Source organism: Trinickia dinghuensis (genome assembly GCF_003367175.1).
GTDB classification, from domain to species: Bacteria; Pseudomonadota; Gammaproteobacteria; order Burkholderiales; family Burkholderiaceae; genus Trinickia; species Trinickia dinghuensis.
In genome coordinates, this window is record NZ_QRGA01000022.1 from 39,657 (window position 1) to 66,308 (window position 26,652).

Annotated in this window: 19 protein-coding genes; 7 read left to right on the forward strand and 12 right to left on the reverse strand. The window is 66.6% G+C overall.

Going from position 1 to position 26,652, the window contains the following annotated elements; genetic code table 11:
- The first annotated feature begins 16 nt into the window (after positions 1–16).
- The 5 genes from glgB (at position 17) to treY (ending at position 11,752) form a co-directional block, all read left to right on the forward strand.
- Positions 17–2,203, forward strand: a complete 2,187-nt coding sequence (glgB, locus tag DWV00_RS30375; protein WP_425452869.1) for a 1,4-alpha-glucan branching protein GlgB — start codon at positions 17–19, stop codon at positions 2,201–2,203.
- A 100-nt stretch (positions 2,204–2,303) separates the two neighbouring features.
- Positions 2,304–4,484, forward strand: coding sequence for a glycogen debranching protein GlgX (glgX, locus tag DWV00_RS30380; RefSeq protein ID WP_115537317.1), 2,181 nt, complete (start codon positions 2,304–2,306; stop codon positions 4,482–4,484).
- Between the two features lie 37 nt (positions 4,485–4,521).
- On the forward strand, positions 4,522–6,492 hold the full coding sequence (gene treZ / locus DWV00_RS30385) for a malto-oligosyltrehalose trehalohydrolase (RefSeq protein WP_115537318.1): 1,971 nt from the start codon (positions 4,522–4,524) through the stop codon (positions 6,490–6,492).
- A complete protein-coding gene (malQ, locus tag DWV00_RS30390; RefSeq protein WP_115537319.1) occupies positions 6,489–8,753 on the forward strand; it encodes a 4-alpha-glucanotransferase in 2,265 nt (754 codons plus the stop codon). The genes treZ and malQ overlap by 4 nt, the downstream gene beginning before the upstream one ends.
- Positions 8,750–11,752, forward strand: a complete 3,003-nt coding sequence (treY, locus tag DWV00_RS30395) for a malto-oligosyltrehalose synthase (RefSeq protein ID WP_115537320.1) — start codon at positions 8,750–8,752, stop codon at positions 11,750–11,752. Before malQ ends, treY begins: the two co-directional genes overlap by 4 nt.
- Before the next feature lie 156 nt (positions 11,753–11,908).
- On the opposite strand, the gene DWV00_RS30400 is transcribed toward treY, so the two are convergent.
- Positions 11,909–12,679 carry a sensor histidine kinase gene (locus DWV00_RS30400; protein WP_425452864.1) on the reverse strand — a complete coding sequence of 257 codons (771 nt, stop codon included), beginning with the start codon at positions 12,677–12,679 and terminating at the stop codon, positions 11,909–11,911.
- Between the two features lie 198 nt (positions 12,680–12,877).
- Here DWV00_RS30400 and DWV00_RS30405 point away from each other — a divergent pair, with 198 nt between their 5' ends.
- Together DWV00_RS30405 and DWV00_RS30410 are read left to right on the forward strand one after the other, a co-directional pair.
- Positions 12,878–13,219, forward strand: a complete 342-nt coding sequence (locus DWV00_RS30405) for an FKBP-type peptidyl-prolyl cis-trans isomerase (RefSeq protein ID WP_115537321.1) — start codon at positions 12,878–12,880, stop codon at positions 13,217–13,219.
- A 39-nt stretch (positions 13,220–13,258) separates the two neighbouring features.
- The gene (locus DWV00_RS30410) at positions 13,259–14,098 is read left to right on the forward strand and encodes an AraC family transcriptional regulator (RefSeq protein WP_115537322.1); all 840 of its coding nucleotides are present in this window, start codon (positions 13,259–13,261) and stop codon (positions 14,096–14,098) included.
- Positions 14,099–14,214: 116 nt separating this feature from the next.
- Here DWV00_RS30410 and purF read toward each other — a convergent pair whose 3' ends face one another.
- The 11 genes from purF to DWV00_RS30465 form a co-directional block, all read right to left on the reverse strand.
- Positions 14,215–15,762 (reverse strand): amidophosphoribosyltransferase, encoded by a 1,548-nt coding sequence (gene purF / locus DWV00_RS30415; protein WP_115537323.1) that lies wholly within the window; start codon positions 15,760–15,762, stop codon positions 14,215–14,217.
- 60 nt (positions 15,763–15,822) lie between these two features.
- The gene (locus tag DWV00_RS30420) at positions 15,823–16,317 is read right to left on the reverse strand and encodes a CvpA family protein (protein WP_115537324.1); all 495 of its coding nucleotides are present in this window, start codon (positions 16,315–16,317) and stop codon (positions 15,823–15,825) included.
- Positions 16,318–16,324: 7 nt separating this feature from the next.
- Positions 16,325–17,185, reverse strand: coding sequence for an SPOR domain-containing protein (locus DWV00_RS30425; RefSeq protein ID WP_115537325.1), 861 nt, complete (start codon positions 17,183–17,185; stop codon positions 16,325–16,327).
- Positions 17,186–17,231: 46 nt separating this feature from the next.
- Complete coding sequence (gene folC / locus DWV00_RS30430) at positions 17,232–18,542, reverse strand: bifunctional tetrahydrofolate synthase/dihydrofolate synthase (protein WP_115537326.1); 1,311 nt, start codon at positions 18,540–18,542, stop codon at positions 17,232–17,234.
- 45 nt (positions 18,543–18,587) lie between these two features.
- Positions 18,588–19,460 carry an acetyl-CoA carboxylase, carboxyltransferase subunit beta gene (gene accD / locus DWV00_RS30435; RefSeq protein ID WP_115537327.1) on the reverse strand — a complete coding sequence of 291 codons (873 nt, stop codon included), beginning with the start codon at positions 19,458–19,460 and terminating at the stop codon, positions 18,588–18,590.
- A 145-nt stretch (positions 19,461–19,605) separates the two neighbouring features.
- Positions 19,606–20,406 (reverse strand): tryptophan synthase subunit alpha, encoded by an 801-nt coding sequence (gene trpA, locus DWV00_RS30440; RefSeq protein ID WP_115537328.1) that lies wholly within the window; start codon positions 20,404–20,406, stop codon positions 19,606–19,608.
- 44 nt (positions 20,407–20,450) lie between these two features.
- Entirely contained in the window at positions 20,451–21,326 is an 876-nt protein-coding gene (locus DWV00_RS30445) for a DNA-methyltransferase (protein WP_115537329.1), read from the reverse strand.
- A 20-nt stretch (positions 21,327–21,346) separates the two neighbouring features.
- Positions 21,347–22,540, reverse strand: coding sequence for a tryptophan synthase subunit beta (gene trpB, locus DWV00_RS30450; protein ID WP_115537330.1), 1,194 nt, complete (start codon positions 22,538–22,540; stop codon positions 21,347–21,349).
- A gap of 61 nt (positions 22,541–22,601) precedes the next feature.
- Positions 22,602–23,321, reverse strand: a complete 720-nt coding sequence (locus tag DWV00_RS30455) for a phosphoribosylanthranilate isomerase (protein WP_115537331.1) — start codon at positions 23,319–23,321, stop codon at positions 22,602–22,604.
- Positions 23,322–23,325: 4 nt separating this feature from the next.
- Positions 23,326–24,123, reverse strand: coding sequence for a tRNA pseudouridine(38-40) synthase TruA (gene truA / locus DWV00_RS30460; RefSeq protein WP_115537332.1), 798 nt, complete (start codon positions 24,121–24,123; stop codon positions 23,326–23,328).
- Positions 24,124–24,134: 11 nt separating this feature from the next.
- Positions 24,135–26,570 (reverse strand): FimV/HubP family polar landmark protein, encoded by a 2,436-nt coding sequence (locus tag DWV00_RS30465; RefSeq protein WP_147298012.1) that lies wholly within the window; start codon positions 26,568–26,570, stop codon positions 24,135–24,137.
- Positions 26,571–26,652: the final 82 nt, after the last annotated feature.

Below are 26,652 nucleotides of genomic sequence, written 5' to 3' on the forward strand. Positions count from 1 at the left end.
CGATCCGACCACCGGCATGCACCCCGTCGACGTCGAAGCACTCGTCGACGGCCGGCATCCCGATCCGTTCTCGCAGCTCGGCCTGCATCGCACCACGGCAGGCCATGCCGTGCGCGCGATGCTGCCCGGCGCATCGGGCGTCTCCGTCGTTGCGCGCTCGAGCGGCGAATGCATCGGCAAGCTGACACGGATCGATCCGAGCGGGCTCTTTGCGGGGCTCGTGCAACGCGACGAGCCCTATCGGCTTTGCGTCGATTGGCACGGCGTCGAGCAGGAGATCGAGGACACGTATACGTTCGGCCCCGTGCTGTCCGAGGACGCACTCGCGCGTCTCGCGCGCGCCGATCCCTATGCCGTGCTCGATTGCCTCGGCGCGCGGCCCTGCACGTTCGAAGGCATCCCGGGCGTGCGCTTCGCCGTCTGGGCGCCGAACGCGCGGCGCGTGTCCGTCGTCGGCGACTTCAACACGTGGGACGGCCGCCGTCATCCCATGCGCCTGCGCCACGAGGCGGGTGTCTGGGAGCTGTTCGTCCCTCGGCTCGCAGCCGGCGCGCGCTACAAGTACGAAATCGTCACGCGCGAGGGACACACGCTGCCGCTCAAAGCCGATCCCTGCGCCTTGCAAACCGAGCGGACGCCGGCAACGGGATCGGTCGTCGCCGATTGGACTTCGATCGAACAATTCCCTTGGACGGACGGCGCTTGGATCGCGAATCGCGCCGCGCTGCAAAGCGCCCAGGCGCCGATCTCCATCTACGAGGTGCACGCCGAGTCGTGGCTCCGCATCGAGGAAGACGGCCACCGCGGACTCGATTGGGACGAACTCGCCGATCGCCTGATTCCTTACGTGCTCGGCATGGGCTTCACGCACGTCGAATTCTTGCCGATCGCCGAGCATCCGTTCGGCGGCTCGTGGGGATATCAGCCGCTCGCGCCTTTCGCCCCATCCGCGCGCTTCGGCGCACCGCAAGGGTTCGCGCATTTCGTCAACCGCGCGCACGAGGCGGGGCTCGGCGTGATTATCGATTGGGTCAGCGCGCACTTTCCGAACGACGCGCACGGCCTCATCCAATTCGACGGGACGCCGCTTTACGAACACGCGGATCCGCGCGAGGGATATCACCAAGACTGGAACACGATGATCTACAACCTCGGCCGCAACGAGGTCAGCGCGTTCCTGGTCGCATCGGCGCTTGCGTGGTTGCTGCGCTATCACGTCGACGCGCTGCGAGTCGATGCCGTCGCTTCGATGCTCTACCGCGACTACTCGCGCGCCGAAGGCCAATGGGTGCCGAACATTTACGGCGGCAGGGAAAACCTGGAAGCGATTGCATTCCTCAAGCGAGTCAACCATGAGGTCGGTTACGCCCCCGGTGTACCCGGCGCCATTACGATCGCCGAGGAATCGACGGCATGGCCCGGCGTAACGGCTCGGCTCGAGGACGGCGGCCTAGGATTCAACTTCAAGTGGAACATGGGCTGGATGCACGACACGCTGCACTACATGCATGAAGACCCGGTCTACCGCCGCTACCACCATCACAACATGACGTTCGGCATGGTCTACGCCTACTCCGAGCGCTTCGTGCTGCCGCTCTCGCACGACGAAGTCGTGCACGGCAAGGGCTCGCTGCTCGGCAAGATGCCCGGCGATCGCTGGCAGCAGTTCGCGAATCTGCGCGCGTACTTCGGCTTCATGTGGACGCACCCCGGCAAGAAGCTGCTCTTCATGGGCGGCGAACTCGCGCAACACGCCGAATTCAACCACGACGCCTCGCCGCATTGGCATCTCATCGACGATCCGATGCACCAGGGCGTCCAAACGCTTATTCGCGACCTGAACCGTCTCTATGCCGCGGAGCCCGCGCTGCATGCGCTCGACTCCGAGCCGGGCGGCTTCGAGTGGCTCGTCGGCGACGACAGCGGCAACAGCGTGTTCGCGTATCGGCGCTGCGACGGGGCGGGCCGGGAAGTCGCGATCGTCTGCAACATGACGCCCGTGCCGCGTCACGGCTACCGCATCGGCATGCAGCGTTCCGGCTGGTGGAGCGAGGTGCTGAACACCGATGCCCTCGTTTATGGCGGATCGAACGTCGGCAACGGCGGCGGGGTCGTCACCGAAGACGTGCCGGCTCACGGCAAACCGCAATCGGCCGTGCTGACGCTGCCGCCGCTCGCCACGATCGTGCTGCGCGCCGAGTAATCGATCGCGCACGTGACGACATCACTAGGTAACGACGCAACGGCATCGCCGGCCCGGACGCATCACGACCATCACATCATTACAGGGACAAGGACGAGGCATGGCGAATTCGTTACCCGATCGGCTCGAGCCCGGCGCACCCTATCCGCTCGGTGCGATGTGGGACGGTTTGGGCGTGAACTTCGCCGTGTTTTCGGCGAATGCGCATCAGATCGACCTCTGCTTGTTCGATCCCGCGGGTCACAAGGAACTCGCTCGCCTGCCGCTGCCCGAGTGCACCGATGAAGTCTGGCACGGCTATCTGCCCGGCGCGCATCCGGGCACCGTATACGGCTTTCGCGCGCACGGCCCCTATCAGCCGCAGTATGGCCATCGCTTCAATTCGAACAAGCTGCTGATCGATCCGTACGCGAAGAAGCTAACGGGGCCGTTTCGCTGGGCCGATGCGCTGTTCGGCTACCGCGTGCACTCGAACAAGCACGACTTGTCGCTCGACAAGCGCGATTCGGCGCTGGCCGTGCCGAAATGCGTCGTGATCGACGAAGCGTTCGATTGGTCGCGCGACGTCCGCCCCGACGTGCCGTGGTCCGAAACGGTCATCTATGAAGCGCACCTGCGCGGCGTATCGATGCTGAACCCGGACGTGCGCCAGCACGAGCGCGGCACGTTCGCGGCGCTGGCGTCGCCGCGCTTCATCGACCATCTGCGCGATCTCGGCATCACGGCAGTCGAGTTGCTGCCGATCCACGCATTTCTCGACGAACGCTTCCTGCTCGAACGCAGCCTCACGAACTACTGGGGCTACAACACGGCCGCTTTCTTTGCGCCGCATGCGGCGTATCTTTCGACGCGGCGCTTGAACGAAATGCGGATCGCCGTGCGGCAACTGCACGCGGCCGGCATCGAAGTCATTCTCGACGTCGTCTACAACCACACCTGCGAAGGCAACGAACTGGGCCCGACCGTCTCGTGGCGCGGACTCGACAACGCGAGCTACTACCGGCTCATTCCCGGCGACGAGCGCCACTACATCAACGATACGGGCTGCGGCAACACGCTCAATCTGTCTCACCCTCGCGTGCTGCAGATGGTGATGGATTCGCTGCGCTACTGGGTCAGCGCGTTTCATGTCGACGGCTTCCGCTTCGATCTCGGCGTGACGCTCGGCCGCGAAGGCAACGGCTTCGACCCGGGCTCGGGCTTTTTCGACGTGATTCGCCAGGACCCGGTCCTGTCGAAGCGCAAGCTCATCTCCGAGCCGTGGGACGTTGGCCCCGGCGGCTATCAGGTCGGCCATCATCCCCCGGGCTTCGCGGAATGGAACGACAAGTTCCGCGACTGCGCGCGGCGCTTCTGGCGTGGCGATTCGGGCATACGCGCCGAACTCGCGGCCCGGATCGCCGGCTCGGCGGAACTGTTCAATCACCGTTTCAGGCGCCCTTGGGCCTCGGTCAACTATCTCGCGTCGCATGACGGCTTCACGCTCGCCGACGTCACCGCGTACGAGCACAAGCACAACGAAGCGAACGGCGAAAACAATGCCGACGGCCACAACGAGAATTGCAGTGCGAACTGGGGTGCCGAGGGCGCGACGGACGACGAGACGATCAAAGCGACGCGCGCGCGCATCGCACGCTCGATGCTCGCGAGCGTATTCACGTCGCTCGGCACGCCGATGCTCGCCGCGGGCGACGAGTTCGGGCGCAGCCAGGGCGGCAACAACAACGCCTATTGTCAGGATAACGAACTATCGTGGCTCGACTGGCAGGCCGCCGATTCGAAGGAAGGCCGCGCGCTGACGGCGTTCACCGCCCGGCTCATCGCACTTCGGCGCCAACATCCGCTACTGCGCGACACGCGCTTTCTGCGTGGCGAGGAAGACGTGGTGCCCGGCGTGAAAGACGTCAGCTGGTTCGACGAACGCGGCGAACCGCTGACGAGCGATGCGTGGCAGGACCCCGAGGGGCGCGCGCTCACGTTGCGCCGCGCGGGTTCCGATCTCGAAGGCAAGATCGAAGTGCTGCTGTTGATGCACAACGGCTCGCACGTGGACCTTAAATTCGTGCCGCCCGCCCCGCCTCTGGAATGGAACGTGCTGACCGACAGCACGGACCCCGAGGCCCCCGTGCATCGACTCGACGGCGGCGAGCTGCAAGTCGGCGCGCACGGTTTCATGCTGCTCGCCGCGAGACCGCCACGGGCCCAAAGCACGACACCGGCCCCCGATGCCGGGGACCCGGACCAAGACCAAGATCAACATCACGGTCCGAACCAACACTGACGAATCATTTCGCGTTCTCGAACAAGGAGCCGCTGACATGTCCGAAGACCGATCCGACCCGCACGACCGCCGCGCGCATCGATTCGCGTTCGGTGCCGAGCTGATCGGCGCGCCCGCGGGCGAAGCGCCGCGCACGCGGTTTCGGCTTTGGGCGCCGTCGCGCGCGGCGGTGCGCGTCGAATTCGAATACGCGGGCAAGGCGAGCATCGCGCAGATGACGCCGGCCGGCGACGGCTGGTTCGAGGCACAAGCCGACTGCGGGGCTGGAACCCGCTATCGCTATCGGCTCGACGGCGACTTGGCCGTGCCGGATCCCGCGTCGCGATTTCAGCCCGACGATGTGCACGGACCGAGCGAAGTCGTCGATCCGCTTTCGTATCGATGGCGGCACCCTGGGTGGCTCGGCCGCCCCTGGGAAGAGATGGTCGTCTACGAACTGCACGTCGGCGCGCTCGGCGGCTATGCGAACGTCGCACGACGCCTGCCTCACATAGCCCGACTAGGCGCGACCGCCATCGAGCTGATGCCGGTCAACGATTTCTCGGGACGCCGCAATTGGGGCTATGACGGCGTGCTGCCGTTCGCGCCCGATTCGGCCTATGGCCGCCCGGAAGAACTGAAGGCATTGATCGATCGCGCGCACGAACTGGGGCTCGCCGTGTTGCTGGACGTCGTCTACAACCACTTCGGGCCGGACGGCAACTACCTGCACGAGTACGCCCAGGCGTTCTTCCGCGACGACGTCAAGACGCCGTGGGGCCCCGCCATCGATTTCGGCCGTACCGAAGTACGCGAATTCTTCATTCAGAACGCGCTCTACTGGCTGGGCGAGTATGGCTTCGACGGTTTGCGCATCGACGCCGTCCATGCGATCGGCAACGACGGCTGGCTGCGCGAACTCTCGGACCGCGTTCACGCTTCGATCGAGCCGCAACGACATGTCCATCTCGTGCTCGAGAACGAGCGCAACACGGCCAGCCTGCTGCAAACGCACTTCGACGCGCAGTGGAACGACGATGCGCACAACACGCTCCACGTGCTGCTCACGGGCGAGCACGAGGGCTACTACCGCGCCTATGCCGAGCGGCCCATCGCCAAACTCGCGCGCGTGCTTGCCGAAGGTTTCGTCTATCAAGGCGAGCCGTCTCCGATTCACGACGATGCGCCGCGCGGCGAGCCGAGCGCGCAGTTGCCGCCGACGGCCTTCGTGATGTTCTTGCAGAATCACGATCAGATCGGCAATCGCGCATTCGGCGAACGCTTGCGCACACTGTGCGCGCCTCAGGCCCTGCTCGCGGCCACGGCGCTGCTGCTGCTCTCGCCGCAAATCCCGCTGCTGTTCATGGAGGAGGAATTCGGCTCCACGCAGCCGTTCCTCTACTTCACCGACTACTCGGGCGACCTCGCGCGAGCGGTGCGCGAAGGCCGGCGGCGCGAGTTCGCGAAGTTCTCCGCCTTCACGGAGCCCGAGCGGCGCGCACGCATCCCCGATCCCAATGCGGTCCAGACGTTCGCGCTATCGTCACCGCCCACGGAAGAGGAACCCAACGGGAACGCCGACAGCAACGGCAGCGGCGGAGGCAGCAATAGCAACGGCTCAGCTCAACCCGCGGCGCACGGCGAGCGCGAGGCCTGGCTGCACTTCTATCGGTCGGCCCTGGCCGTGCGCGCGAAGCTGATCGCGCCGCGGCTTCGCGGTGCGCGGACGCTCGACGTCACGCTGTTGCGCACGGCGGTAGGCCATGACGCCAACGCGCTCGTCGCACGTTGGCGCCTGGCGGACGGTGAAGCGCTCTCGATCGCGCTCAACTTGACGTCCGACACGCTGCCGCTCGAAAAGCGGCCCGAGGGCATGGTCATCTTCGAAACGCCGGGCCGCGCGCGCGACAGCGCCGACGCCCGGGAATTGCCCGGCTATGCCTGCATCGCGTGGCTGACGGGCAACGTGAACGCGTTTGCCCTGCAACACGACGTTCGCGCGCCTATGCTCGGCGGGAGTGCGCCATGACCGGGTCCCGAACGATATCGTCATCGCTCGGCCGGGAGACGATCGAGCGAATCGCCACGCGCGCCGGCTTCGAAGTGCATTGGGAAGATGCGAACAAGCGGACGCATCGCGTCAAATCCGAAACGCTCGCCACGCTGCTCGCGGCGCTGGGCTTGCCCTGCGGCACCGCTGACGAAGCCAAGCAGACGCTGGCGATGCTCGATGCCGAACACGCCGCGCAGACGCTGCCGCCGCTCGTGACGGCCGAATGCCATCGCGCGACGGCGCTGCCCGCCGCCGCCTGCCGAGCAGGAGACGCATACCGGATCGAGCTCGAAAGCGGTGGCATCGTCGAAGGGCGCTTGGGCGTGCCGAAGGGCGAATCGGCCCTGCTCGCCCCCGTCGCGGAGCCCGGCTATCACATGTTGGAAATCGGCGAGCGGCGCGTGTGCCTGGCGGTCGCGCCGCCGCGCTGCTACACCGTCGACGATGCGTGTCTCGCCCCGCGCGCTAGCGCGGACGGCAAGCCCACGCGGCGCAGCAATGCCGACGCCCCGCGCGCCGCCTCGATCTGGGGCATCGGCGCGCAACTCTACGGACTGCGCCGTGCCGGCGACGGCGGCATCGGCGACTTCACCGCACTCGCGTCGTTCGCGCGGCACAGCGCGCAGGCGGGCGCCGACGCCGTCGCGATCAGTCCCACGCATGCCATGTTCAGCGCCGATCCGCGCAAGTTCAGCCCGTATGCGCCGTCATCCCGGCTGTTCTTGAACGTCGCGCATATCGACCCGTCGGCCGTGCTCGGCATGCAGGCCGTCGAAGCCGCGCTCGACGCGGTGGCGACGACCGGTACAGGTTCGCCGCGAGAACGCTGGGCTGCGCTGGAAGCACTGCCGCTCATCGATTGGCCGGACGCCCTCGGGCTTCGGCTCGCGGTGCTGCGCGCGCTCTATGAGCGTTTTTGCGCGCACGAGCGCACAGCGGCGGCACCGCTGGCCCGCGAGTTCGATACGTTCTGCTCGCAAGGGGGACGCGCGCTCGAAGACCATGCCCGCTTCGAAGCGATCGATGCGATCGAGCGCGCGAGCCAGGGCGTCGGGCACTGGCGCGACTGGCCCGCCGCACTCACGGATCCGCGCCGCCCCGAGGTCGAGGCCTTCGCGCGCGAGCATCGCCATGAGGTCGATTTCCATTTATTCCTGCAGTGGCTCGCGGCGAAGGGGATGACCGATGCCCAGAGCGCCGCGCGCGCCGCGGGAATGGCGATCGGGCTCGTCGCCGATCTCGCGGTCGGCTGCGACGGCGCCGGCAGCCACGCGTGGTCGTATCCCGACGATATGCTCCGCTCGGTCTCCGTCGGCGCGCCGCCCGACTTGTTCAATCAAGCGGGTCAAGCTTGGGGGCTGACGACGTTCTCGCCGCGCGCCATGCGCATGCAAGGCTTCGGCGCGTTCATCGACATGCTGCGCGCCTCGTTCGCTCACGGCGGCGGCCTGCGGATCGACCACGTGCTCGGCCTGCAACGGCTGTGGCTGGTGCCCGAGGGCGCGAGCGCCGCCGACGGCGCCTATCTGCGCTACCCGATGTCGGATTTGCTGCGGCTCATCGCGCTCGAATCGATGCGCCATCGCGCGATCGTCATCGGCGAAGATCTCGGCACCGTGCCGGAGGGGTTTCGCGAGCGCCTCGCGCGCCATGGCCTGCTCGGCATCAGCGTGCTTTGGTTCGAGCGCAGCGAAGACGGCGGCAGTTTCAAGCCGCCGGCGCAATACAGCCGCGCCGCACTGGCGACGACGACCACCCACGACCTGCCGACCGTCGCCGGCTGGTGGAGCGGCAACGACATCGTCTGGCGCGATCGGATCGGCCAAACGGCCCCGCGCGCGGATGGCCGCGATCCTGTCGCCTTGGCCAATGCCGAGCGCGCCGCGGATCGCCATGCGCTGTGGCGAACGTTCCAGCACGCGGGTGTCGCGGCACCCGGCGTGAGTGCGCCGCCGAAAGACCACGCGCCCGTCGACGAAGCGCTCGCGTTCGTCGCATCGACGCCGGCGCCGCTCGCGCTCTACCCGCTCGAGGACCTGCTGGGCCTCCCCGATCAACCGAACCTGCCGGGCTCGATCGACGAGCATCCGAACTGGCGCCGGCGCCTGACCGCGCCGGTCGACGCGCTTTTCGACGGCGGTGTCTTGAGCGACCGCCTGCTCGCCGTGTCGAGCAGGCGTGCCCCTGTCGCGCGCCCTCGCCAAGGCCCGCCCTCCAAACCTTCCCGCACGCCATGACTGTCCCGCGCTCCACGCTACGCCTACAGCTACACAGCGGCTTCACGTTCGACGATGCAATCGCGGGGGTCGACTACTTCGCCGCACTCGGCGTGAGCCACCTTTATTTGTCGCCGATTACGCGGGCAATGCCGGGCTCGCTGCACGGCTACGACACGATCGACTACACGTGCGTGAACCCCGAACTCGGTGGCGAGGCGGGATTGCTGCGTCTTGCCGAAGCGGTGCATGCGCGGCAAATGGGGCTCATCGCCGACATCGTGCCCAATCACATGGGAATCGCCGGCAGCGACAACGCGTGGTGGCTCGACATCCTGGAATGGGGCCGGCATGGCGCGCACGCGCGCTACTTCGACGTCGACTGGCATTCGCCCGACCCGGCGCTGCGCGGCAAAGTGCTCGCGCCTTGTCTAGGTGCGCCCTACGGCGAAGAACTCGCGGCGGGCCGCATCGCGCTATCGTTCGACGCCGCGCAGGGCCGCTTCTTTGCGAGCTATGGCGAACATCGGTTTCCGATTTGTCCCGTCGACTATCCGATGATCTTGCGCGGCGCGGCGCACGGCGAACACCCCGAGATGACGGCGCTGGCCGACCACTTCGAAGGGCTGACCGTGCAACCCGAGCAGCACCCTCGCGCGCGCGCCGCGCAAGAAGCGCTGCGCGCGTTCGCGTCGACGCACGGCGCGAAGCCGTTCGATGCTGCGCTGGCCGGGTATTCGTCCAACGCCACGGCCTCGCGCGAGCGCTTGCATCGCCTGCTCGAGCGGCAGTTCTTTCGCCTCGCGTGGTGGCGCACGGCGGCCGACGAAATCAACTGGCGGCGCTTCTTCGACATCGGCACGCTCGCTGCCGTGCGCACGGAGCGCGCGGAAGTATTCGATGCCGTGCACGCGCTCGCCTTGCGTCTGTTCGCGCAGGGCGTCATCGATGGCCTGCGCGTCGACCATGTCGACGGACTCGTCGACCCGCGCGAGTATTGCCAACGATTGCGCGAAAAACTCGGCGAGCGCGAGTCCGAGCGGCCGCCGCAACTCGACGGTTCGCGCGCGTATGTCGTCGTCGAAAAAATCCTCGCTCGCGGCGAGGCGTTGCCGAACGATTGGGGTGTCGACGGCACGACAGGCTACGACTTCATGAACGACGTGAGCGCCTTGCTGCACGATCCGCAAGGGGAAGCACCGCTGACGGCGACGTGGAGCGAGCTTTCGGGATCGGCGCGAACGTACGCGGAACTCGCTTTCGAGGCGCGGCGCAAGATCCTCGCGGAGAACTTATCGAGCGAACTCGACCGCGCCGCGCGCGGCATTCATCGAATCGCGAGAGAGCAATCCGCTACCCGCGATTTCACGTTCACGGCGATTCGCCGCGTGCTCGCCGAATTGGCCGTCTACTTTCCCGTCTACCGGATGTACCCGCACAACGGCTCGCGCACGGCCCCCGACGACGCGTATTTCCGCCAAGCGCTCGAAGGCGCGCGCCGCTCGACGGCACGCGGCGACCATGCGGTGCTCGCCTATGTGGCGGCGTCGCTCGGGGGCGACGGCCGCGACGGCGAACCGCGCTCGGCCGCGAGCGCATTGCCGAATCGGGAACGGCGCACGGCGGCGACGCTGTTTGCGCAGGTCACCGCGCCCTTGGCGGCGAAGGCGCTCGAAGATACCGCCTTTTACCGCTACGGCCGCTTACTGTCGCGCAACGAAGTCGGCGCCGATCCGGGAGAATTCGCACTCGACGTCGATGCCTTTCACGCAGCCAATCTCGAGCGCGCGCGGCGCTTTCCCTATGCGCTGATCGCGACGGCCACGCACGATCACAAGCGCGGCGAGGACGTGCGAGCCCGGCTCGCCGTCCTGAGCGAAATCGCCGATGACTGGACGGCCACGCTACGTGCTTGGTCGACGCTGAACGCACCGCATCGCCGCGCGTTCGGCTCGGCCCCCGGTATCGACGAAACGGCTGCCGATCGGGCTGAGGTCCTAGCCACGAGCGAGATGGGTTCATCGATCGACGCCGTCTCCATGTCGACTACCGGTGCATCCATGGCCGGACGAGCGGCGGCCGCATCGCAGGCGGGGCTCTCGATGGCATGCACCCCGTTGCCGGGCCCAACGCCGAATTGGGCACCGGGCCCGGCCGCGGAGGCCATGCTTTATCAAACACTCGTCGGTGCTTGGCCGTACGGGCTCGAACACACCGATGCCAAGGGTATCCAGGCGTTTGCCGAGCGCATCGCGCAGTGGCAGTTGAAGGCATCGCGCGAAGCCAAGCAGCAGACGAGCTGGCATGCTCACGACGAAGCGTACGAAGCGGCGTCGCGCGCGTTTCTGTTCGACATCTTGGCACCGCAGCGGCGCGACGGCTTTCTGCGCGAGCTTTCGTCGTTCGTGGCGCGCATCGAGCGCGCCGGCGCGATCAATAGCTTGTCGCAAACGCTGCTGCGCATGACCTGCCCCGGCGTGCCCGATTTGTACCAGGGCACCGAGCTATGGGATTTCAGCCTCGTCGATCCCGACAACCGCCGGCCGGTGGATTTCGATGCGCGACGCGCATGCCTCGTCGATACGCCGCCGAGCGAGCAACTGCGGAACTGGCGCGACGGCCGCGTCAAGCTCGGCGTCGTGCATCGCGCGCTGACGTTGCGCGCGGTCTCTCCCGCACTCGTTCTCGAAGGCTCGTATCTTCCGCTGACGGTAACCGGCCCTCGCGCGCGCCACGCGGTTGCGTTCGCACGGCAGCATGGCGACGCTTATGCGATCGTCATCGCGACACGGCTCGCGTCGTCGTTGATATCGGAATCGGGCGATGTCCCACTCGTGGATCCGGCCGCCTGGGGAGAGACGTCGATCACATTGCCGCCCCCACTGGCCGGGCGGGCGCTGTTCGACTGCATGAGTCCCGCCGCGCCCAAAGCCGACGGCGCGGGCAGGCTCTATCTGCGCGACGCGTTGAGCGCGCTGCCGGTGGCGCTTTTGGTGGAAGAAGGCGTGCCGCACGGGTAGCCTGCGTTGGGTTACATTGCCGCGGCAGCGACGGAAACCGCTCCTGCGGTTGCGGCTTCTTGTGATGGCTTTCGGTGGCTTTCGCCTGCTTGCGGTTGGTTGCCGCTTCTTGCGGCTATGGCAACCGGCGCCGAACCGGTACCGGCGAGCGACTGGTTACTGGGCGGAAAGGGGAATGCGCAGCACGAGCGTCGTCGGTTCGCCGTCGTTCGTGGCGCCTTGCTCGAAGGTGCCGCCGTGAGCGGCAGCGACTCGCTGCGCGATCGCCAGCACCCAGGCGATACGCCCTGCCTCGCGCGGCAGCATGGCCTGCGTACGCGCAAACGGCTCGAGCGCGTGGGGAAGTTCCGCGTCGGCCAACACGGCGAAACTCGGCGTGAAGGCAACCTCGATACGCCAGAACCCGGCATCCAAGGCCGTCGCGAGCGAGATCGTCGCACCGGGCATGGTGGCTTCCGCGGCGAAGACGAGCATCGTCCAGAACGCTTGCGCGAGACGCTCGCGATCGCCGTCGCACCGCTCGGCGTCGAGTGCCGAATCGACCTCCACCTTTGTGCCGCGCGCCTCGGTGATGGCACGGCGCGCATCGTCAAGCGCGCGCTCGATGGCGGCGCGAACGGGAAACGCCTCGCGCGCGAGCGGCAGCGATTTGGTTTCGGCGCGCGTCTTGTCGACCGCCTCTTCGAGCAGCTTCACTTGCTGTTCGACGCCCGAACGAATGCCGGCCAATGCGCGCTGAGACGAAGCATCGGCGGCATCGAGCTTGCGCTCGAGCACGTACGCCCAGCTATGGATCGCATTCAGCGGGCTGCGCAGGTCGTGCGATACGAGGGACAGGACATGGTCTCGCATGAAGAGTGCGACCTCCGCCCGCAGATGAGCGAGACGTTCGTCGGATGTTGCAGCGGCGTTGGGAAACGTCGACACGATCGGCCTCTTGAAAAGTCGGCTGGTATCCGGCCACGACGCCGCGCGAGTGGGCAATATGCAAATTGCACGTGCCGCTCGCAACGTCGGAACGGCCGGGTGCCGCCGTAGGCGTGTTGAGTAGACGGACATTATAGGCACCCCGGCGGGCGCAGCGCCTACAATGGTGGTTTCTTCTGAAATCGGAGCGTGAAAATCATGACCGTCGTGACCACGGAATCGGGGTTGAAGTACGAGGATTTGACTGAAGGTACGGGCGAGCAAGCCGCGGCGGGCCGTACGGTTACCGTTCATTACACGGGCTGGCTCACCGACGGCCAGAAGTTCGATTCGAGCAAGGACCGCAACGATCCGTTCGCGTTCGTGCTTGGCGGCGGCATGGTCATCAAGGGTTGGGACGAAGGCGTGCAAGGCATGAAGGTGGGCGGTGTGCGACGTCTGACGATTCCGCCGCAACTCGGCTATGGCGTGCGCGGCGCGGGCGGCGTGATTCCGCCGAATGCGACGCTCGTCTTCGAAGTCGAACTGCTCGAAGCCTAAGCGAAGGCCCAACGAAGCCGAGACTCATCGAGCGTAAAGATGCACGAGCACGAGCACAAGCACACGATCGACGCGCCGGCCTTGTCGCTGCGCCGCTTCGGCGCTATCAGTGCGTGCGACGTGCACACGTTCCATCAGATCGTGCTTGGCCTAGACGGAGCGATGGAGATGGCCGTCGATGGGGTCGGCCATCGTATCGACGCGCGGCGCGCTTGGCTGATTCCGGCCGGGGAGCTTCACGAATATGTGGGCATCGGCGAAAACCGGCAACTCGTGCTCGACGTGCCGTGCGCCTCGCTGGCATTGCCTGAGCGGATTTTCTCGCGGGCGGTGCCGTTGACCATGAACGAAGGGCTTACAGGCGTCGTTCATGAAGCCGCGTTGCTCGCCGCGCGCATCGATGCGGCATCGGGTGCCGATCGCTGCATCGCCGGTGAACGGGACGCTCCCGGGCATGAAGCAAGGGCGGTCCTGTTGGCGCGCCGCTTGGCGTGGGATACGGCGGCACGCTTGGCCGTCTTGATCGGAGACAGCATCGGCGTCGAGGTGCCGGCGTCGGGGCTCGACTATGCACGCATCGACAAATGGTTGCGCGCGCATCTATCCGAGCCGCTGCGCGTTACCGATCTTGCCGCACACTGCGGCTTCGGCGAGCGCCGATTCCATCAGCTATTCGACGAGGCGTTCGGGACCACCCCGCATCGCTATCTACAGCGGCTGCGGCTCGATACGGCGCTGACGCTGCTGTGCGATCCGCGCCCTACGCTGATCGACGTGGCGCTGACGGTCGGCTTTGCCGATCAAAGCGCGTTCACCCATGCATTCACCCGACGCTTCGGGGTCGCACCGGGACAGTGGCGCGCAATGCGGATGCATTGAGGGCGGAAGCTTACTGACCGCTGCAAATACGGCACCCAGCAAAAAGCCCGCTTCGCGTCAGCAAAAGCGGGCTTCCTATGCGGGGCCGATTACGCGCCCCCGTGACAACGCGTGGCCTACTCCACCGACAGCTGCAAATGCAACTGCGAACGCGTCACGCTCCCGTCCACGGCATCGCCCGCCGAATCGCGCTCCAGCTGCGATTGCGGCGACAGCCGCGCGAGTTCGATCGCGTCGAGATACTGAGACGTGATATCGCCCGTGATGTAGTTGCCGTCGAAGCACGAGGCCTCGAAGTTCGTCAGCGCCGGATTGATGTCGCTGACGGCTTGCTTCAGTGCGTCGACGTCCTGATAGACGAGATGATCGGCGCCGATGATCTTGGCGACATCCTCGTCCGTACGGCCGTGGGCAACGAGCTCGCTGCGCGTCGGCATATCGATGCCGTACACGTTCGGGTACTTCACGGGCGGCGCCGCCGAGGCGAAGATGACGCGCTTGGCACCCGCATCGCGCGCCATCTGCACGATCTCGTGCGACGTCGTGCCACGCACGATCGAATCGTCGACGATCAGCACGTTCTTGTCCTTGAACTCGATCGTCATCGCGTTCAGCTTCTGACGCACCGACTTCTTGCGCACCGCCTGGCCCGGCATGATGAACGTGCGGCCCACATAGCGGTTCTTGAAGAACCCTTCGCGGTATTCGACGCCAAGCTTGGCCGCCACCTGCATCGCCGCCGGACGCGACGAATCGGGAATCGGCATGACGACGTCGATCGGCACGTCAGGCAGCACGCGCTTGATCTTCTCGGCCAGATAATCGCCCATGCGCAGGCGCACGTTGTAGACGGACACGCCGTCGAGCACCGAGTCGGGACGCGCGAGATAAACGTATTCGAAGATGCAGGGATTCAGGCTGGGCTTGTCCGAGCACTGTTGGCTGTGCAGGTTGCCTTCGTTGTCGATGAAGATCGCTTCGCCCGGTGCCACATCGCGAACGAAATCGAAGCCGATGCCTTCGACGGCCACCGATTCCGACGCCACGATCCATTCCACGCCTTGCTCCGTCTCGTGCTTGCCGATGCAAAGGGGACGGATGCCGAACGGATCGCGGAACGCGAGCAGGCCGTAGCCGGCGATCAGCGAAACGATCGCGTACGAACCGCGCACGCGGCGATGCACGCCGGCCACGGCCTTGAACACCGTGGCGGGTTCGAGCTGCAGCCCCGAGCTGGCCAACTGCATCTCGTGCGCCAGCACGTTGAGCAGCACCTCGGTATCCGAGTTCGTGTTCACGTGGCGACGATCGATGCGGAACATCTCGTCTTTCAGCTGCTGCCAGTTCGTGAGATTGCCGTTATGCGCGAGGATGATGCCGAACGGCGCGTTCACGTAGAACGGCTGCGCTTCCTCTTCGCTCGATGCCGAGCCGGCCGTCGGATAACGCACTTGGCCGATGCCGGCCGTGCCGGGCAGGCTGCGCATGTTGCGCGTGCGGAACACGTCGCGCACCATGCCGTTGGCCTTGTACATGTGGAACGTGCTGCCGTTCGCTGTCGCGATGCCGGCTGCGTCCTGGCCGCGATGCTGCAACAGCAGGAGGCTGTCGTAGATCAGCTGATTGACCGGGGAATGGGAGACTACGCCTACGATGCCGCACATGGCAGGGTCCTTCAAAAATACGAAAACATGGGCGCCGGCCGCGTGGCCGGCACTAGCGCCTCACACGCGAATGTACGCCGCGAGTGCCGGAGGCAGCAGGGGCTTCAACTCGCGCACGCCTTGCTCGGCGTAAGGCCGCAGCAGCGCATTGCGCCAAAATTCTTGCTTCGGCAGCTCGGTCAGCCCAGCCAGCGCCACGAGCAGCAGCACGAACACCGCACCGCGCACGATGCCGAACAGCAGGCCGAGCGAGCGATCCACGCCGCCCAAGCCGGTCACGGCCACGAGCCGCGCGATCAGCGCATTGGCCACGCTCGCCACGAGCACGACGCCGATCATGATCGCCGCGAATGCCAAGAGCCATTGCGTCAGCGAGCCGCCGGGCCAGTCGCTTGGAATATAGGGCACCAGGAGCTGGACGTAGCGGCAAGCCACAAAAAAAGCCACCACCCAACCGATCAACCCGAATATTTCAGACAACAAACCGCGCCACGCGCCGCGCAGCGCCGACAAACCGATGACGGCCAGCGCCGCGTAATCGAATGCGGTCAGCATCGAGCCGTCACTGCGCCGCGCTCGCCGTCAAACCGGCGTCGCGTACTTTCGCGATCGCGGCCGACGCGGCCGCCCGATCGGCGAACGGACCCGCTCGCAACAGCGTACGCGTCTTGCCGTCCGCTTGCTTGCGGTGCTCGATGTAGGCGGGCACGCCCGCGGCCTTGAGTTTCGTTTCCCACGCGCGAGCACTGGCGTCGTCGCCGAACACGCCGAGTTGCACAGCAAACCGTGCGCCGGCCGGCGCAGCCGGTGTACCCGAATCGGCAACGGCCGGGCTCGGCGACGGCAAGGCCGCCGCTTTGCTCGAGTGCGCCGATGGCGCCTGCTTGGCCGGCGCCGATTTAGCAGAGTCTGCTTGCTTGGATTGGGTTTGCGCAGCGGGAGCCGCTGCATTCGCTGCGGACTGCTGCGCCGCCTTGCCTTGGGCTGCCGCCGGAGCGGGCGCGGAAGCGATACCCGCTACCGCGTTGCCCGAGGCGCCGGCATCGCTCGTGTCGGGCGCCACACCGGCTTGGCTGTCGGCATCGTTATCGTCCCGCGCACTCGGCGCCGCCGCCGCGGGGCGATTCGGGATATCGATGGCGATGTCGTCGGTAACGGGCTTCGGATGCGAATCGAGCACCATCGGCAGGACCACGACCGCCGCCACCACGAGCGCGACCGCGCCGACGAGCCGCCGGCGGGCGCGCTGCTTTTCGGGCAGCGTGGGGTCGAGCAGCATCGCGTCGGCATCGCCGGCACGCTCGCTGCGACGGTTGCGCCGCGGCTCGCGCGTATCGAATGCCCCCCCGCTACGCGCGGATTTTGTGGCGGCACCCCGCCGGCGCGGTGCGTCGTCTTTCTTGCCGAACGAAAAAAATCCCATGAATCGCCGAGTTCGAGGGGGCGGCCATCCGTCTGGCACGCATCTGTCAATGTTGCCGAGACTTACGGTAGACCATCACACCGGCCACCGTATAGAAACTGCCGAAAACCGCGATTCTATCATCCTCTGTCGCCCGGCTCAGTGCGTCTTGAAACGCTTCCGCAGGCGTTTTGAAACATTCGATGCTGCTGTCCGGCCCTTCTTCCACGCCCACCTCCCGCAAGATCTTTTCCAGATCCTCGGCACGCGCGGCTCGGCCAAGCGGCAAATCGGTCACGCACCAATGATCGATCTCGTCTTTCAAATGCTTGACGACGCCCGCGATGTCCTTGTCGTGCATCGCGCCGAACACGGCGTACGTGTAGCGGAAGAAACCCATGCTCCCCAAATTTTGGGCAAGCACGGCCGCCGCGTGCGGATTATGACCGACGTCGAGCACGACCGACGGCCGCCCCGGCAGCACCTGGAAGCGCCCGGGCAACTCGACGTTGGCCAGGCCGAGCCGCAGATCTTGCGCGGAAACGGGCAGCCGATCGCGCAACGCCTCGAGCGCCGCGAGCGCCGCCGACGTATTGATGAGCTGATTCGCGCCGCGCAGCGCCGGATAAGCAAGAGCGGAGCGCCGCAGCGTGGGGCCCACGTAGCTCCACTGCTGCCGCTCGCTGCCCGCCTGCCCTTCGTATCGGAAATCGCGCCCGAACAGCCACAGCTGCGCGCCGATCGCATTCGCGTGATCGATCAGCGTTTGCGGCGGCGCCGGGTCGGCGCAGATCGCCGGCCGTCCCGGACGGAAGATGCCGGCCTTCTCGAAGGCGATCTTCTCTCGCGTGTCACCCAGATATTCGGTGTGATCGATGTCGATGCTCGTCACGATCGCGCAGTCGGCGTCGATGATGTTGACGGCATCGAGCCGCCCGCCGAGTCCGACTTCGAGGATCACCGCATCGAGCGGGAGCGAGGCGTACAGGTGAAGAATCGCCAGCGTCGTGAATTCGAAGTACGTGAGCGAGACGGGCTCGGCAAAGCGCGTGCGCGCCGCCTCGACCGCCTCGAAATGCGGCAGTAGTTCTTCGTCGGTTGCATTACGGCCGTCGATGCGTGCGCGCTCGTTGAATTCGAGCAAATGCGGCGACGTATGGCAGCCGACGCGATAGCCGCCGGCACGCAGGATCGCCTCGAGCATCGCGCAGGTCGAGCCCTTGCCGTTCGTGCCGCCCACGGTGATGACGGGGCAGTCGAGCTTCAGCCCGAGCGCATCCTTCACCTTGCCGATGCGCGTGAGGCCCATGTCGATGCCGACCGGATGCGCCGACTCGAGATGCTCGAGCCAGGCGGCGAGAGAGGAAAAAGTAGTCATCCGAAGCCGCGGGCCGTCCCGCTTTGGTGCTGCAGCGTTTATCAGTTAGGCGACGGCGTCCGCGGGCTGGCGCGAGAGCAACGCGATGAGCCGCGCCAATTCCTCGCGCAGCTTACGGCGATCGACGATCATGTCGATCGCGCCCTTTTGCATCAGGAACTCGGCGCGCTGGAAGCCTTCCGGCAGCTTCTCGCGCACGGTCTGCTCGATCACGCGCGGGCCGGCGAAGCCGATCAGCGCCTTCGGCTCGGCAATGACCACATCGCCGAGGAACGCGAAGCTTGCCGATACGCCGCCCATCGTCGGGTCGGTCAGCACGGAGATGAACGGCAGCTTGGCGTCGGCCAGCTTGGTCAGCATCGCCGTCGTCTTTGCCATTTGCATCAGCGAGAGCAAGCTCTCCTGCATCCGCGCGCCGCCCGATGACGTGAAGCAAATGAAAGGCACCTGCTGCTCGAGCGCATTTTGCGCGCCGCGCGCGAAGCGCTCGCCGACGACCGACCCCATCGAGCCGCCCATGAAGGCGAATTCGAAGCAGGAGACGACGACGGGCAGCGTGTGAATCGCGCCGCCCATCACGACCATCGCGTCGGTTTCGCCCGTATCGTCCATCGCATCCTTGATGCGATCGGGGTACTTGCGGCTGTCCTTGAACTTCAGGGCGTCGACCGGAACGATTTCCTGGCCGATCTCGTAGCGGCCTTCGGCATCGAGCAGCGCGTCCAGACGGGCGCGGGCGCCGATGCGCATGTGATGGCTGCATTTCGGACAAACGTGCAGATTCGCCTCGACGTCGTTGCGGTACAGCACCGCCTCGCAAGCCGGACACTTGACCCAAAGCCCCTCGGGGATGCCCTTGCGGCTCTTCGGATCGGTCTGTTTGATCTTAGGCGGCAGCAGTTTGTCGAGCCAGCTCATCGTTTTTCCTTCAAATGTGTTGTTTCTTGCGCTTGTGGCGCTTAGGCCTCTCGCCGTCCGGCACCGATACAAGCCGCCCGCCGGCGAGAGAGCCGCGCACTCGGCGCATCCGGCCGGAGCCGATGCGTACGGGTGCGCCCCCGCGTCAGGCGGCGTCGAGCGCCTGGCGAATCTCGGCGACGAAGCTCGTCAGCGCCGCGGCGGCAGTCTGCGACGGCACTTCTTCGAGCAACTGAACCAGGCGGCTACCGATCACGACGGCATCGGCGACGTCCGCCACCGCACGTGCCGTCGAGGCGTCCCGAATACCGAATCCGACCCCAACAGGCAACCGCACCTGCGACTTGATGGCCGGGATTTTACTCGCGATGCTGGAAACGTCCAGATTTGCCGCACCGGTCACCCCTTTGAGCGACACATAGTAGACGTAGCCGCTCGCCACTTTGCCGACGGCCGCGATCCGTTCGTCGGTGGATGTAGGTGCGAGCAAGAAGATCGGATCGATGTTCGCCGCGCGCATGCGCTCGGCAAACTCGGCCGATTCCTCGGGCGGATAGTCGACGGTCAGCACGCCGTCTACGCCCGCTTCGGCTGCCGCCGCCGCGAATGCGTCGACGCCCATCCGTTCGATCGGATTGGCATAGCCCATCAGGACGACCGGCGTCTTGGCATCTTGCTCGCGAAACCGCTTCACGTCGGCGAGCACCTGCTTCAGCGTCACGCCCTTTTCAAGCGCGCGCTCGGACGATCGCTGGATGACGGGGCCGTCGGCCATCGGATCCGAGAACGGTACGCCGAGCTCGATGACGTCGGCGCCGCCGGCCACGAGCGCGTGCATGAACTCCACGGTGCGCGCCGGGTCGGGATAGCCGGCCGTGATGAACGGGATCAAGCCTTTCTTGTTTTGTGCGGTCAGTGCCGCGAACTTCTGTTCGATACGGGACATGATGTCTTCTCTACCGATAAGTGCGATTTGCCGCGCCGTTTCGTTCAGGAGGCGACGGCGGGCGCGTCGGACGGTGCGCCGCTCAAAGCGGCCACGCGTTCGCGCGCGATCGCGCAGTAATTTTCATTGATCTCATAGCCGACGAATGCGCGCCCATGCCGTGCGCAAGCGACCGCCGTCGTACCGCTTCCCATGAATGGATCGAGAACGCGGCCGCCGGGCGGGCAGCTCGACAGCACCATCCGCTCGACGATCTCCAACGGCTTTTGCGTCGGATGATCGACACGCTCGGCGTGCTGGCGATGCAGCCGCGAAACCGACCAGACGTCCTTCGGGTTGTAGCCGACTTCGAGCCACTTGCTGCCTTCGAAGAGCTTGCGCGAACGCGCCTTCTTCGTCGCCGCGTCGTACGGAATCCGCACCGGATCGAGATCGAAGTAATAGTCCTTCGATACCGCGAAAAACCCGATGTTGTCGTGCACGGAGGTAAAACGGCGCGTCGTGCCGCCCATGCTGGGCACACGCCGGTCCCAGATGATCTCGTTGACCATCGTGAGCTTCGTCTTCAAGAACGAGAAGATTTCCGGCGCGTACTGCCAGGTGCAGAAGACGTAAAGCGAACCGCTCGCCTTCAGCTTCGGGACGGCCAACTCGAGCCAGCGACGCGTCCAGGCGAGAAAGTCCTCGCCCGAAAGCATGTCGGAATCGTTGCCGTAATCCTTGCCGAGCCCATACGGCGGATCGGAGACGATCAGGTCGATCGAGCCGTCGGGCAGCGCTTGCGCATCCGCCAGAAAATCGCGGTTGTGCAAGTCGATCGGCAGCCGCGGTGCGCTCGGCGGCACATTCGTCGTGCCGCCGAGCGCACCGCCCGCTGCCGCCGGCTGCGGCGCGTCGAATTCGTCGATGAGATCGCGCATTGCCGATTAACGCTCGGAGCTCAGAGCACGAGGCCCGAACGTTCGGCGACCGTGTGCATATCCTTATCGCCGCGGCCCGACAAATTCACGAGCAAGTGCGTGTCGCGCGACAGCGTGGGCGCGATCTTCGCGGCATAAGCCAGCGCATGGCTCGACTCGAGCGCGGGGATGATGCCCTCGATCCGGCAGCAATCGTGGAACGCCTTGAGCGCTTCTTCGTCGGTGATGGCGACGTACTGCGCTCGGCCGCTGTCCTTCAGCCAAGCGTGTTCGGGGCCGACACCGGGGTAGTCCAAACCCGCCGAAATCGAATGCGTCTCGATGATCTGACCGTTCTCGTCCTGCAGCAGGTAGGTGCGATTGCCGTGCAGCACGCCGGGGGTGCCGCCCGTCAGCGACGCCGCGTGGCGCCCCGTCTCGATCCCGTCGCCAGCAGCCTCGACACCGACAAGCTTGACGGCCGTATCTTCGATGTACGGATAGAAGATGCCCATGGCATTGGAGCCGCCGCCGATGCAGGCGATCACCATGTCCGGCTGACGCCCGATGAGCTCGGGCATCTGCACGCGGCATTCGTCGCCGATCACGCGCTGGAAATCGCGCACCATCATCGGGTACGGGTGCGGGCCGGCAACGGTGCCGATGATGTAGAACGTGCTTTCGACGTTCGTCACCCAGTCGCGCATCGCCTCGTTCAAGGCATCCTTGAGCGTGCGCGAACCCGATTCGACGGGAACGACCGTCGCGCCGAGCAGCTTCATCCGGTAGACGTTGGCCGCTTGCCGGCGCACGTCCTCGGAGCCCATGTAGACGACGCACTCCATGCCGAAGCGCGCCGCGATCGTGGCGGTGGCCACGCCGTGCTGGCCCGCGCCGGTTTCGGCGATCACGCGCGGCTTGCCCATGCGCTTGGCGAGCAGGGCCTGGCCGATCACGTTGTTGACCTTGTGCGCGCCCGTGTGGTTGAGGTCTTCCCGCTTGAGGAAGACTTGCGCGCCGCCGAGCAGCTCGCTCCAGCGCTTGGCGTGATAAACCGGCGACGGACGGCCGACGAAGTACTTGAGCTCGCGCTCGTACTCGGCGATGAACTCGGGGTCTTTACTGTACTTTTCGTAGGAGATGCGCAGTTCGTCCAAAGCATGGACGAGCGTTTCGGCGACGAACGTGCCGCCGTAGGGGCCGAAGTGGCCTCGTTGATCAGGAAGGTTATACATGGTCGTCACTCTTCGCAGCGGCGGCGTGGCGCGTGTTCGTGTGGCCGCGCCGCCTTGCCTGTCACCCGGCGTCCGCCTCGCGCACCGCGCGCACGAACGCCGCCATTCGGGCGTGATCCTTCACGCCCCTGGCGCCCGGTACCTCGATGCCGCTGGAGACATCGACCGCGTACGGGCGCACGCGCCGAATGGCATCACCGACGTTTTGCGCGTTCAACCCACCACTCAAAACGGCCCGACGCGCGAGCTCTGCTGGAATAAGTGACCAATCGAATGTCTTCCCGCCGCCGCCATAGCCTTCGACAAGGGTGTCGAGGAGCAAGCCGCCGGCTGTCGAATAGTTGAGCGCCAATTCTACCAAATCGGAAGGCCGCGTATTCGCCCCGATGCGCAGCGCGCGCAACCACGGCAGCCCTGCCACGCTCGCAAGCTGTTCGCACTGCGCCGGCGTCTCGTCGCCGTGGAACTGAAGCATGGTCAGCGGCACGTTGCTCGTGACTTCCCCGATCCAGTCCGGCGTCGGATTCACGAACAAGCCGACGACGGAAACGAACGGCGGCAGCCCGGACGCGAGATCGATGGCCTCGGCCACGCCGACCGAGCGCGGGCTCGGCGGATAAAAGACGAAGCCGATCGCATCGGCGCCGAGCTCGACGGCCAGCTCGACGTCCGCCCGGCGCGACAAGCCGCACAACTTGACGCGCGTGCGCCCGGGGTTCGGGCCGGCAGCTTGCGGAACGGATTGAGAATCGGATTGAGAATCGGGGACAACGCTCGTCATAAGCTCACTCGCTCCAAATACCGCTCCAAGGCACGCTGCCGAGGGGCGCGGGCGGCACCGCAAAGGCCTCGGGGTAGGCCACGTGGGCCAGATAAAGACCCTCGGGCATGAAGGTCGGCGCGGCGCGATCGCGATTGCGGCTCGCCAGCACGTCCGCCAGCCACGACACGGGATGGCGGCCCCGGCCGACGGCCACGAGCGAGCCCATCAGGTTGCGAACCATATGATGCAGGAACGCGTTCGCCCGAAAGCGAAAATGGATCATATCGCCGGCCTGCCGGATGTCGATTTGATAAAGATGCTTGACCGGCGTCTTCGCCTGGCACTCGGACGAGCGAAACGCCGAAAAGTCGTGCTCGCCGATCAGACACTGCGCCGCCGCACGCATCGCGTCGACATCGAGCGGCGTATGAATCCAGCCGGCGCGGCCCGTCAGCATCGGCGAACGCACCGGATTGACGTACAGCACGTAGTAGTAAGTGCGTTCGAACGCGGAAAACCGGGCGTGAAAATCGTCCGGCATCCGTTTGGCCCAAAGCACGGCCACCGTGGACGGCAAAAAGGCGTTCGTGCCGCGCACCCACGAGAAATCCTCGCGGTCGAGGTCCGTGTCGAAGTGCGCGACCTGCCCGAGGCCGTGCACGCCCGTATCGGTGCGGCCCGCGACGATCGTGTGCAGCGGCTTGCAGGCGAAGTCGGCCAGCGCCCGCTCGAGCGCGTCCTGCACAGTCTTGCCGTGCGGCTGCGACTGCCAGCCGCAAAACGCCGTGCCGTCGTACTGAATCCCGAGAGCGATGCGCATGGCCGGTCGCGTCAGGAAAGCGGCGCGAGCGTCGCCAGCATCGCATGCGCTTCATCGTGCGTGGCCGTGTCGTTCGACTCGATCACCTCGTGAATCAGCGTGCGGGCGCCGCCGAGATCGCCCAGCGCGATGTACTCGGCCGCCAGTTCGAGCTTGTTGCGCGCGATCCTCGCGAGCTGCTCGGGCGTGAATTGCGGCACCGGCGCGATGTCGCTCTGCTCGCCCCCATCCTTACCCTCGCGCGCGTGCGCACCCGGCAGGTCGAGATCGAACGACAGGTTGAGACGGCCGACCGGCGCGGCGCCCAAGCCCGATACCGCGGGAGCGGCAGGAGCCGCGTTCGCTTCATGAGCGTCATGGGCTTCACGCACGCCCTTCTCGCTTTCTTCGGCGTGCTCGGTCGACGCTCCAGGCGAAGGCACGTCGTGCGCTGACTTCTCGGTGCCCGCCGCCGATTCCGCGGCCGGCCCCTCCTCCCAGGCCGGCTCGGGCTCGCCCAATTCGGCTTCCGGCGGATACGCCGGGCTTTCCCCCGCCGGTCCAACGCGCGGCGGCAGGCCGATGTCGAGCCCGTCCAACGCCGCGATCGCCTCCGGCGGCAGCGTCCCATCGCCCTGTTCGGACAGTGCCGCGGGCTCGTGCGACCCAGGATGGTCCGGCGGGACTTCTTCGCCCGGCGCCTCTTCGGCCGCCGAACGGTGCGCGACATGCGAAGCATCTGCCGCAGGGGGTGTTTCATGCAACGGCGCCGGCTGCGGAACGGGCGGCACGTCCGGAGGAACCTCGGCCGCACGCGGGGCGGCGGCTTCGGCCTGCGGCTCAGGATGACTCGTTTCCGATGGCGGCACAGCGGACGCGCCCGCGTCTTCGCCCGGCGACAAAACGAGCTCGTCCGCTTCGCCGGCTTCGAGCGCGTACAGCGAATTGTGCGGATCGAGCTGACGCCCGATCGACGCGACGTGCGTCCAATTCGGCCCGCGACCGCCCGTGAGGCGATAAATGCGCTGGGCGATCTCGTCGAACCCTTGCACGTTCTTGCGTTCGGCGTAGTGCGCGGCCAGCCCCATCAGCGCGCGCTTGCTCGTCGGGTTGCGTGCGAGGACCGCCAAGAACTCCGCCGCGATCGGATCGTCCGCCGTCTGGGCGGGCGCCGCCGCCGGCTGAGCCGGCTCGTCGCTTCGCGCCGACGAAGCGACACCGGCCGCCGAGCCACCAGCGGCTCCGGTCGCGCCGGCAGCCGGCGCAGCCTGCCGGCGACGGCTCACGCCGAGCGCGACGAGCACCACGAGCAGCGCCGCCACGATGGCCGCAACGACGGCACCGACAATCGGAAAGACGTTGCGCGACAAATCGAAGCCGGAGCCGCTGGCCCCGACGAAGCGTTGATTGGCGGCGGCCGCGGCGCGCGATTTCCCGGGCGCGGGCACGGCGGCGGGGCCCGAGGCCGGCGCCGCCGCGAAACCGGAAGCGGAAGCGCCTGCGGGTGCACTACCGGCTGCGCCGGGATGCGCCGCCTGTGGCGCACCGACCCCATGCCGCTGCAACTCCATCAGAACCCGATTTTTGAGCGTCAACAGTTGCTGGAGACTCGACACCTTCGGATTCGATGCGCCGATGACCGGTACGGCAGCAGACGTGGCCACCACGGGCTTCGGCGCACTCGTGCCGGCGGGGGCGGACGCTGCCGGGGCCTCGCTGGCTCCCGCGGCAGGCGCGGAAGCTTCGGCGGCACCCGATGCCGCGGGGGCGCTTGCGGGCGCGGCCGGTGCCGCCGGCTGAATGGCGCCTGACCAAGCATGCTCGCCGGCCGCGCCGTTAGGCTGTGAATGCTGCGCGCCGGCGGGCGCGGAAGCGGGAGCGGCTTTCGAAGCGGCGCCGACAGCGGGCGCCGTGGCCTTCGCGGCGGCCGACGCCCCTGTCCCGGTCGCCGCACTGGCCGGCGCCGACGAAACAGCGCCCGCGGGTGCCGACGCCGGCTTCGTCGCCGGCGCGGCGCTCGCATTCGCTCCGGCGGCTTGCGAGGCGGCCGCACCGGACGGCGCCGGATTCGATGCGCTTGCCGAGGCGGAGGCAGGCGCGGCTTCAGCCTTGGCAACCGCGCCCGTTGCATCGAGGGCGGGGACGTTCAATACCGCGCCGAGCTTCAAAAGACTCGGATCGTTGCGCATGAACGCCGACGGATTGGCGTCGAAGATTGCTCTCGCGGCGCGGGCCAGCACGGTCTTGTCGTGCGAGCCGGTGGCCGCCGCCGCGACATCCGCGAGCGACTGCCCGGGCTTCACCGTGTACTGCGTCGCGGCCGAAGCCGCCGCGCCGCTCTGCTCGGCGGGCGCCGAGGCCGGCGTGGCTGCCGCGGAGGCCGGCGCGGCCCAGGCGGGCGACGAACAAACGAGCCAAGCGCAGGCGATCGCAAGCGGGACGGCGCGTCGCGTCGAACGTTTTGTCATGGAGGTGTCACGCGCGTTCAAGCGCGCCTCGATATGGCGTTTGGGAGTGACCAAGGTTCGCTGCGGCAAAAAGCGGCAAAAG

Coding starts and splice junctions, on each gene's coding strand:
- DWV00_RS30425 (WP_115537325.1), bottom strand. CDS start 17,185: ATGGGATTTTTTTCGTTCGGCAAGAAAGACGACGCACCGCGCCGGCGG.
- DWV00_RS30465 (WP_147298012.1), bottom strand. CDS start 26,570: ATGACAAAACGTTCGACGCGACGCGCCGTCCCGCTTGCGATCGCCTGC.
- glgX (WP_115537317.1), top strand. CDS start 2,304: ATGGCGAATTCGTTACCCGATCGGCTCGAGCCCGGCGCACCCTATCCG.
- truA (WP_115537332.1), bottom strand. CDS start 24,123: ATGCGCATCGCTCTCGGGATTCAGTACGACGGCACGGCGTTTTGCGGC.
- DWV00_RS30455 (WP_115537331.1), bottom strand. CDS start 23,321: ATGACGAGCGTTGTCCCCGATTCTCAATCCGATTCTCAATCCGTTCCG.
- treY (WP_115537320.1), top strand. CDS start 8,750: ATGACTGTCCCGCGCTCCACGCTACGCCTACAGCTACACAGCGGCTTC.
- trpB (WP_115537330.1), bottom strand. CDS start 22,540: ATGTATAACCTTCCTGATCAACGAGGCCACTTCGGCCCCTACGGCGGC.
- trpA (WP_115537328.1), bottom strand. CDS start 20,406: ATGTCCCGTATCGAACAGAAGTTCGCGGCACTGACCGCACAAAACAAG.
- accD (WP_115537327.1), bottom strand. CDS start 19,460: ATGAGCTGGCTCGACAAACTGCTGCCGCCTAAGATCAAACAGACCGAT.
- DWV00_RS30445 (WP_115537329.1), bottom strand. CDS start 21,326: ATGCGCGATCTCATCGACGAATTCGACGCGCCGCAGCCGGCGGCAGCG.
- purF (WP_115537323.1), bottom strand. CDS start 15,762: ATGTGCGGCATCGTAGGCGTAGTCTCCCATTCCCCGGTCAATCAGCTG.
- glgB (WP_425452869.1), top strand. CDS start 17: ATGCACCCCGTCGACGTCGAAGCACTCGTCGACGGCCGGCATCCCGAT.
- DWV00_RS30405 (WP_115537321.1), top strand. CDS start 12,878: ATGACCGTCGTGACCACGGAATCGGGGTTGAAGTACGAGGATTTGACT.
- treZ (WP_115537318.1), top strand. CDS start 4,522: ATGTCCGAAGACCGATCCGACCCGCACGACCGCCGCGCGCATCGATTC.
- DWV00_RS30410 (WP_115537322.1), top strand. CDS start 13,259: ATGCACGAGCACGAGCACAAGCACACGATCGACGCGCCGGCCTTGTCG.
- malQ (WP_115537319.1), top strand. CDS start 6,489: ATGACCGGGTCCCGAACGATATCGTCATCGCTCGGCCGGGAGACGATC.
- DWV00_RS30420 (WP_115537324.1), bottom strand. CDS start 16,317: ATGCTGACCGCATTCGATTACGCGGCGCTGGCCGTCATCGGTTTGTCG.
- folC (WP_115537326.1), bottom strand. CDS start 18,542: ATGACTACTTTTTCCTCTCTCGCCGCCTGGCTCGAGCATCTCGAGTCG.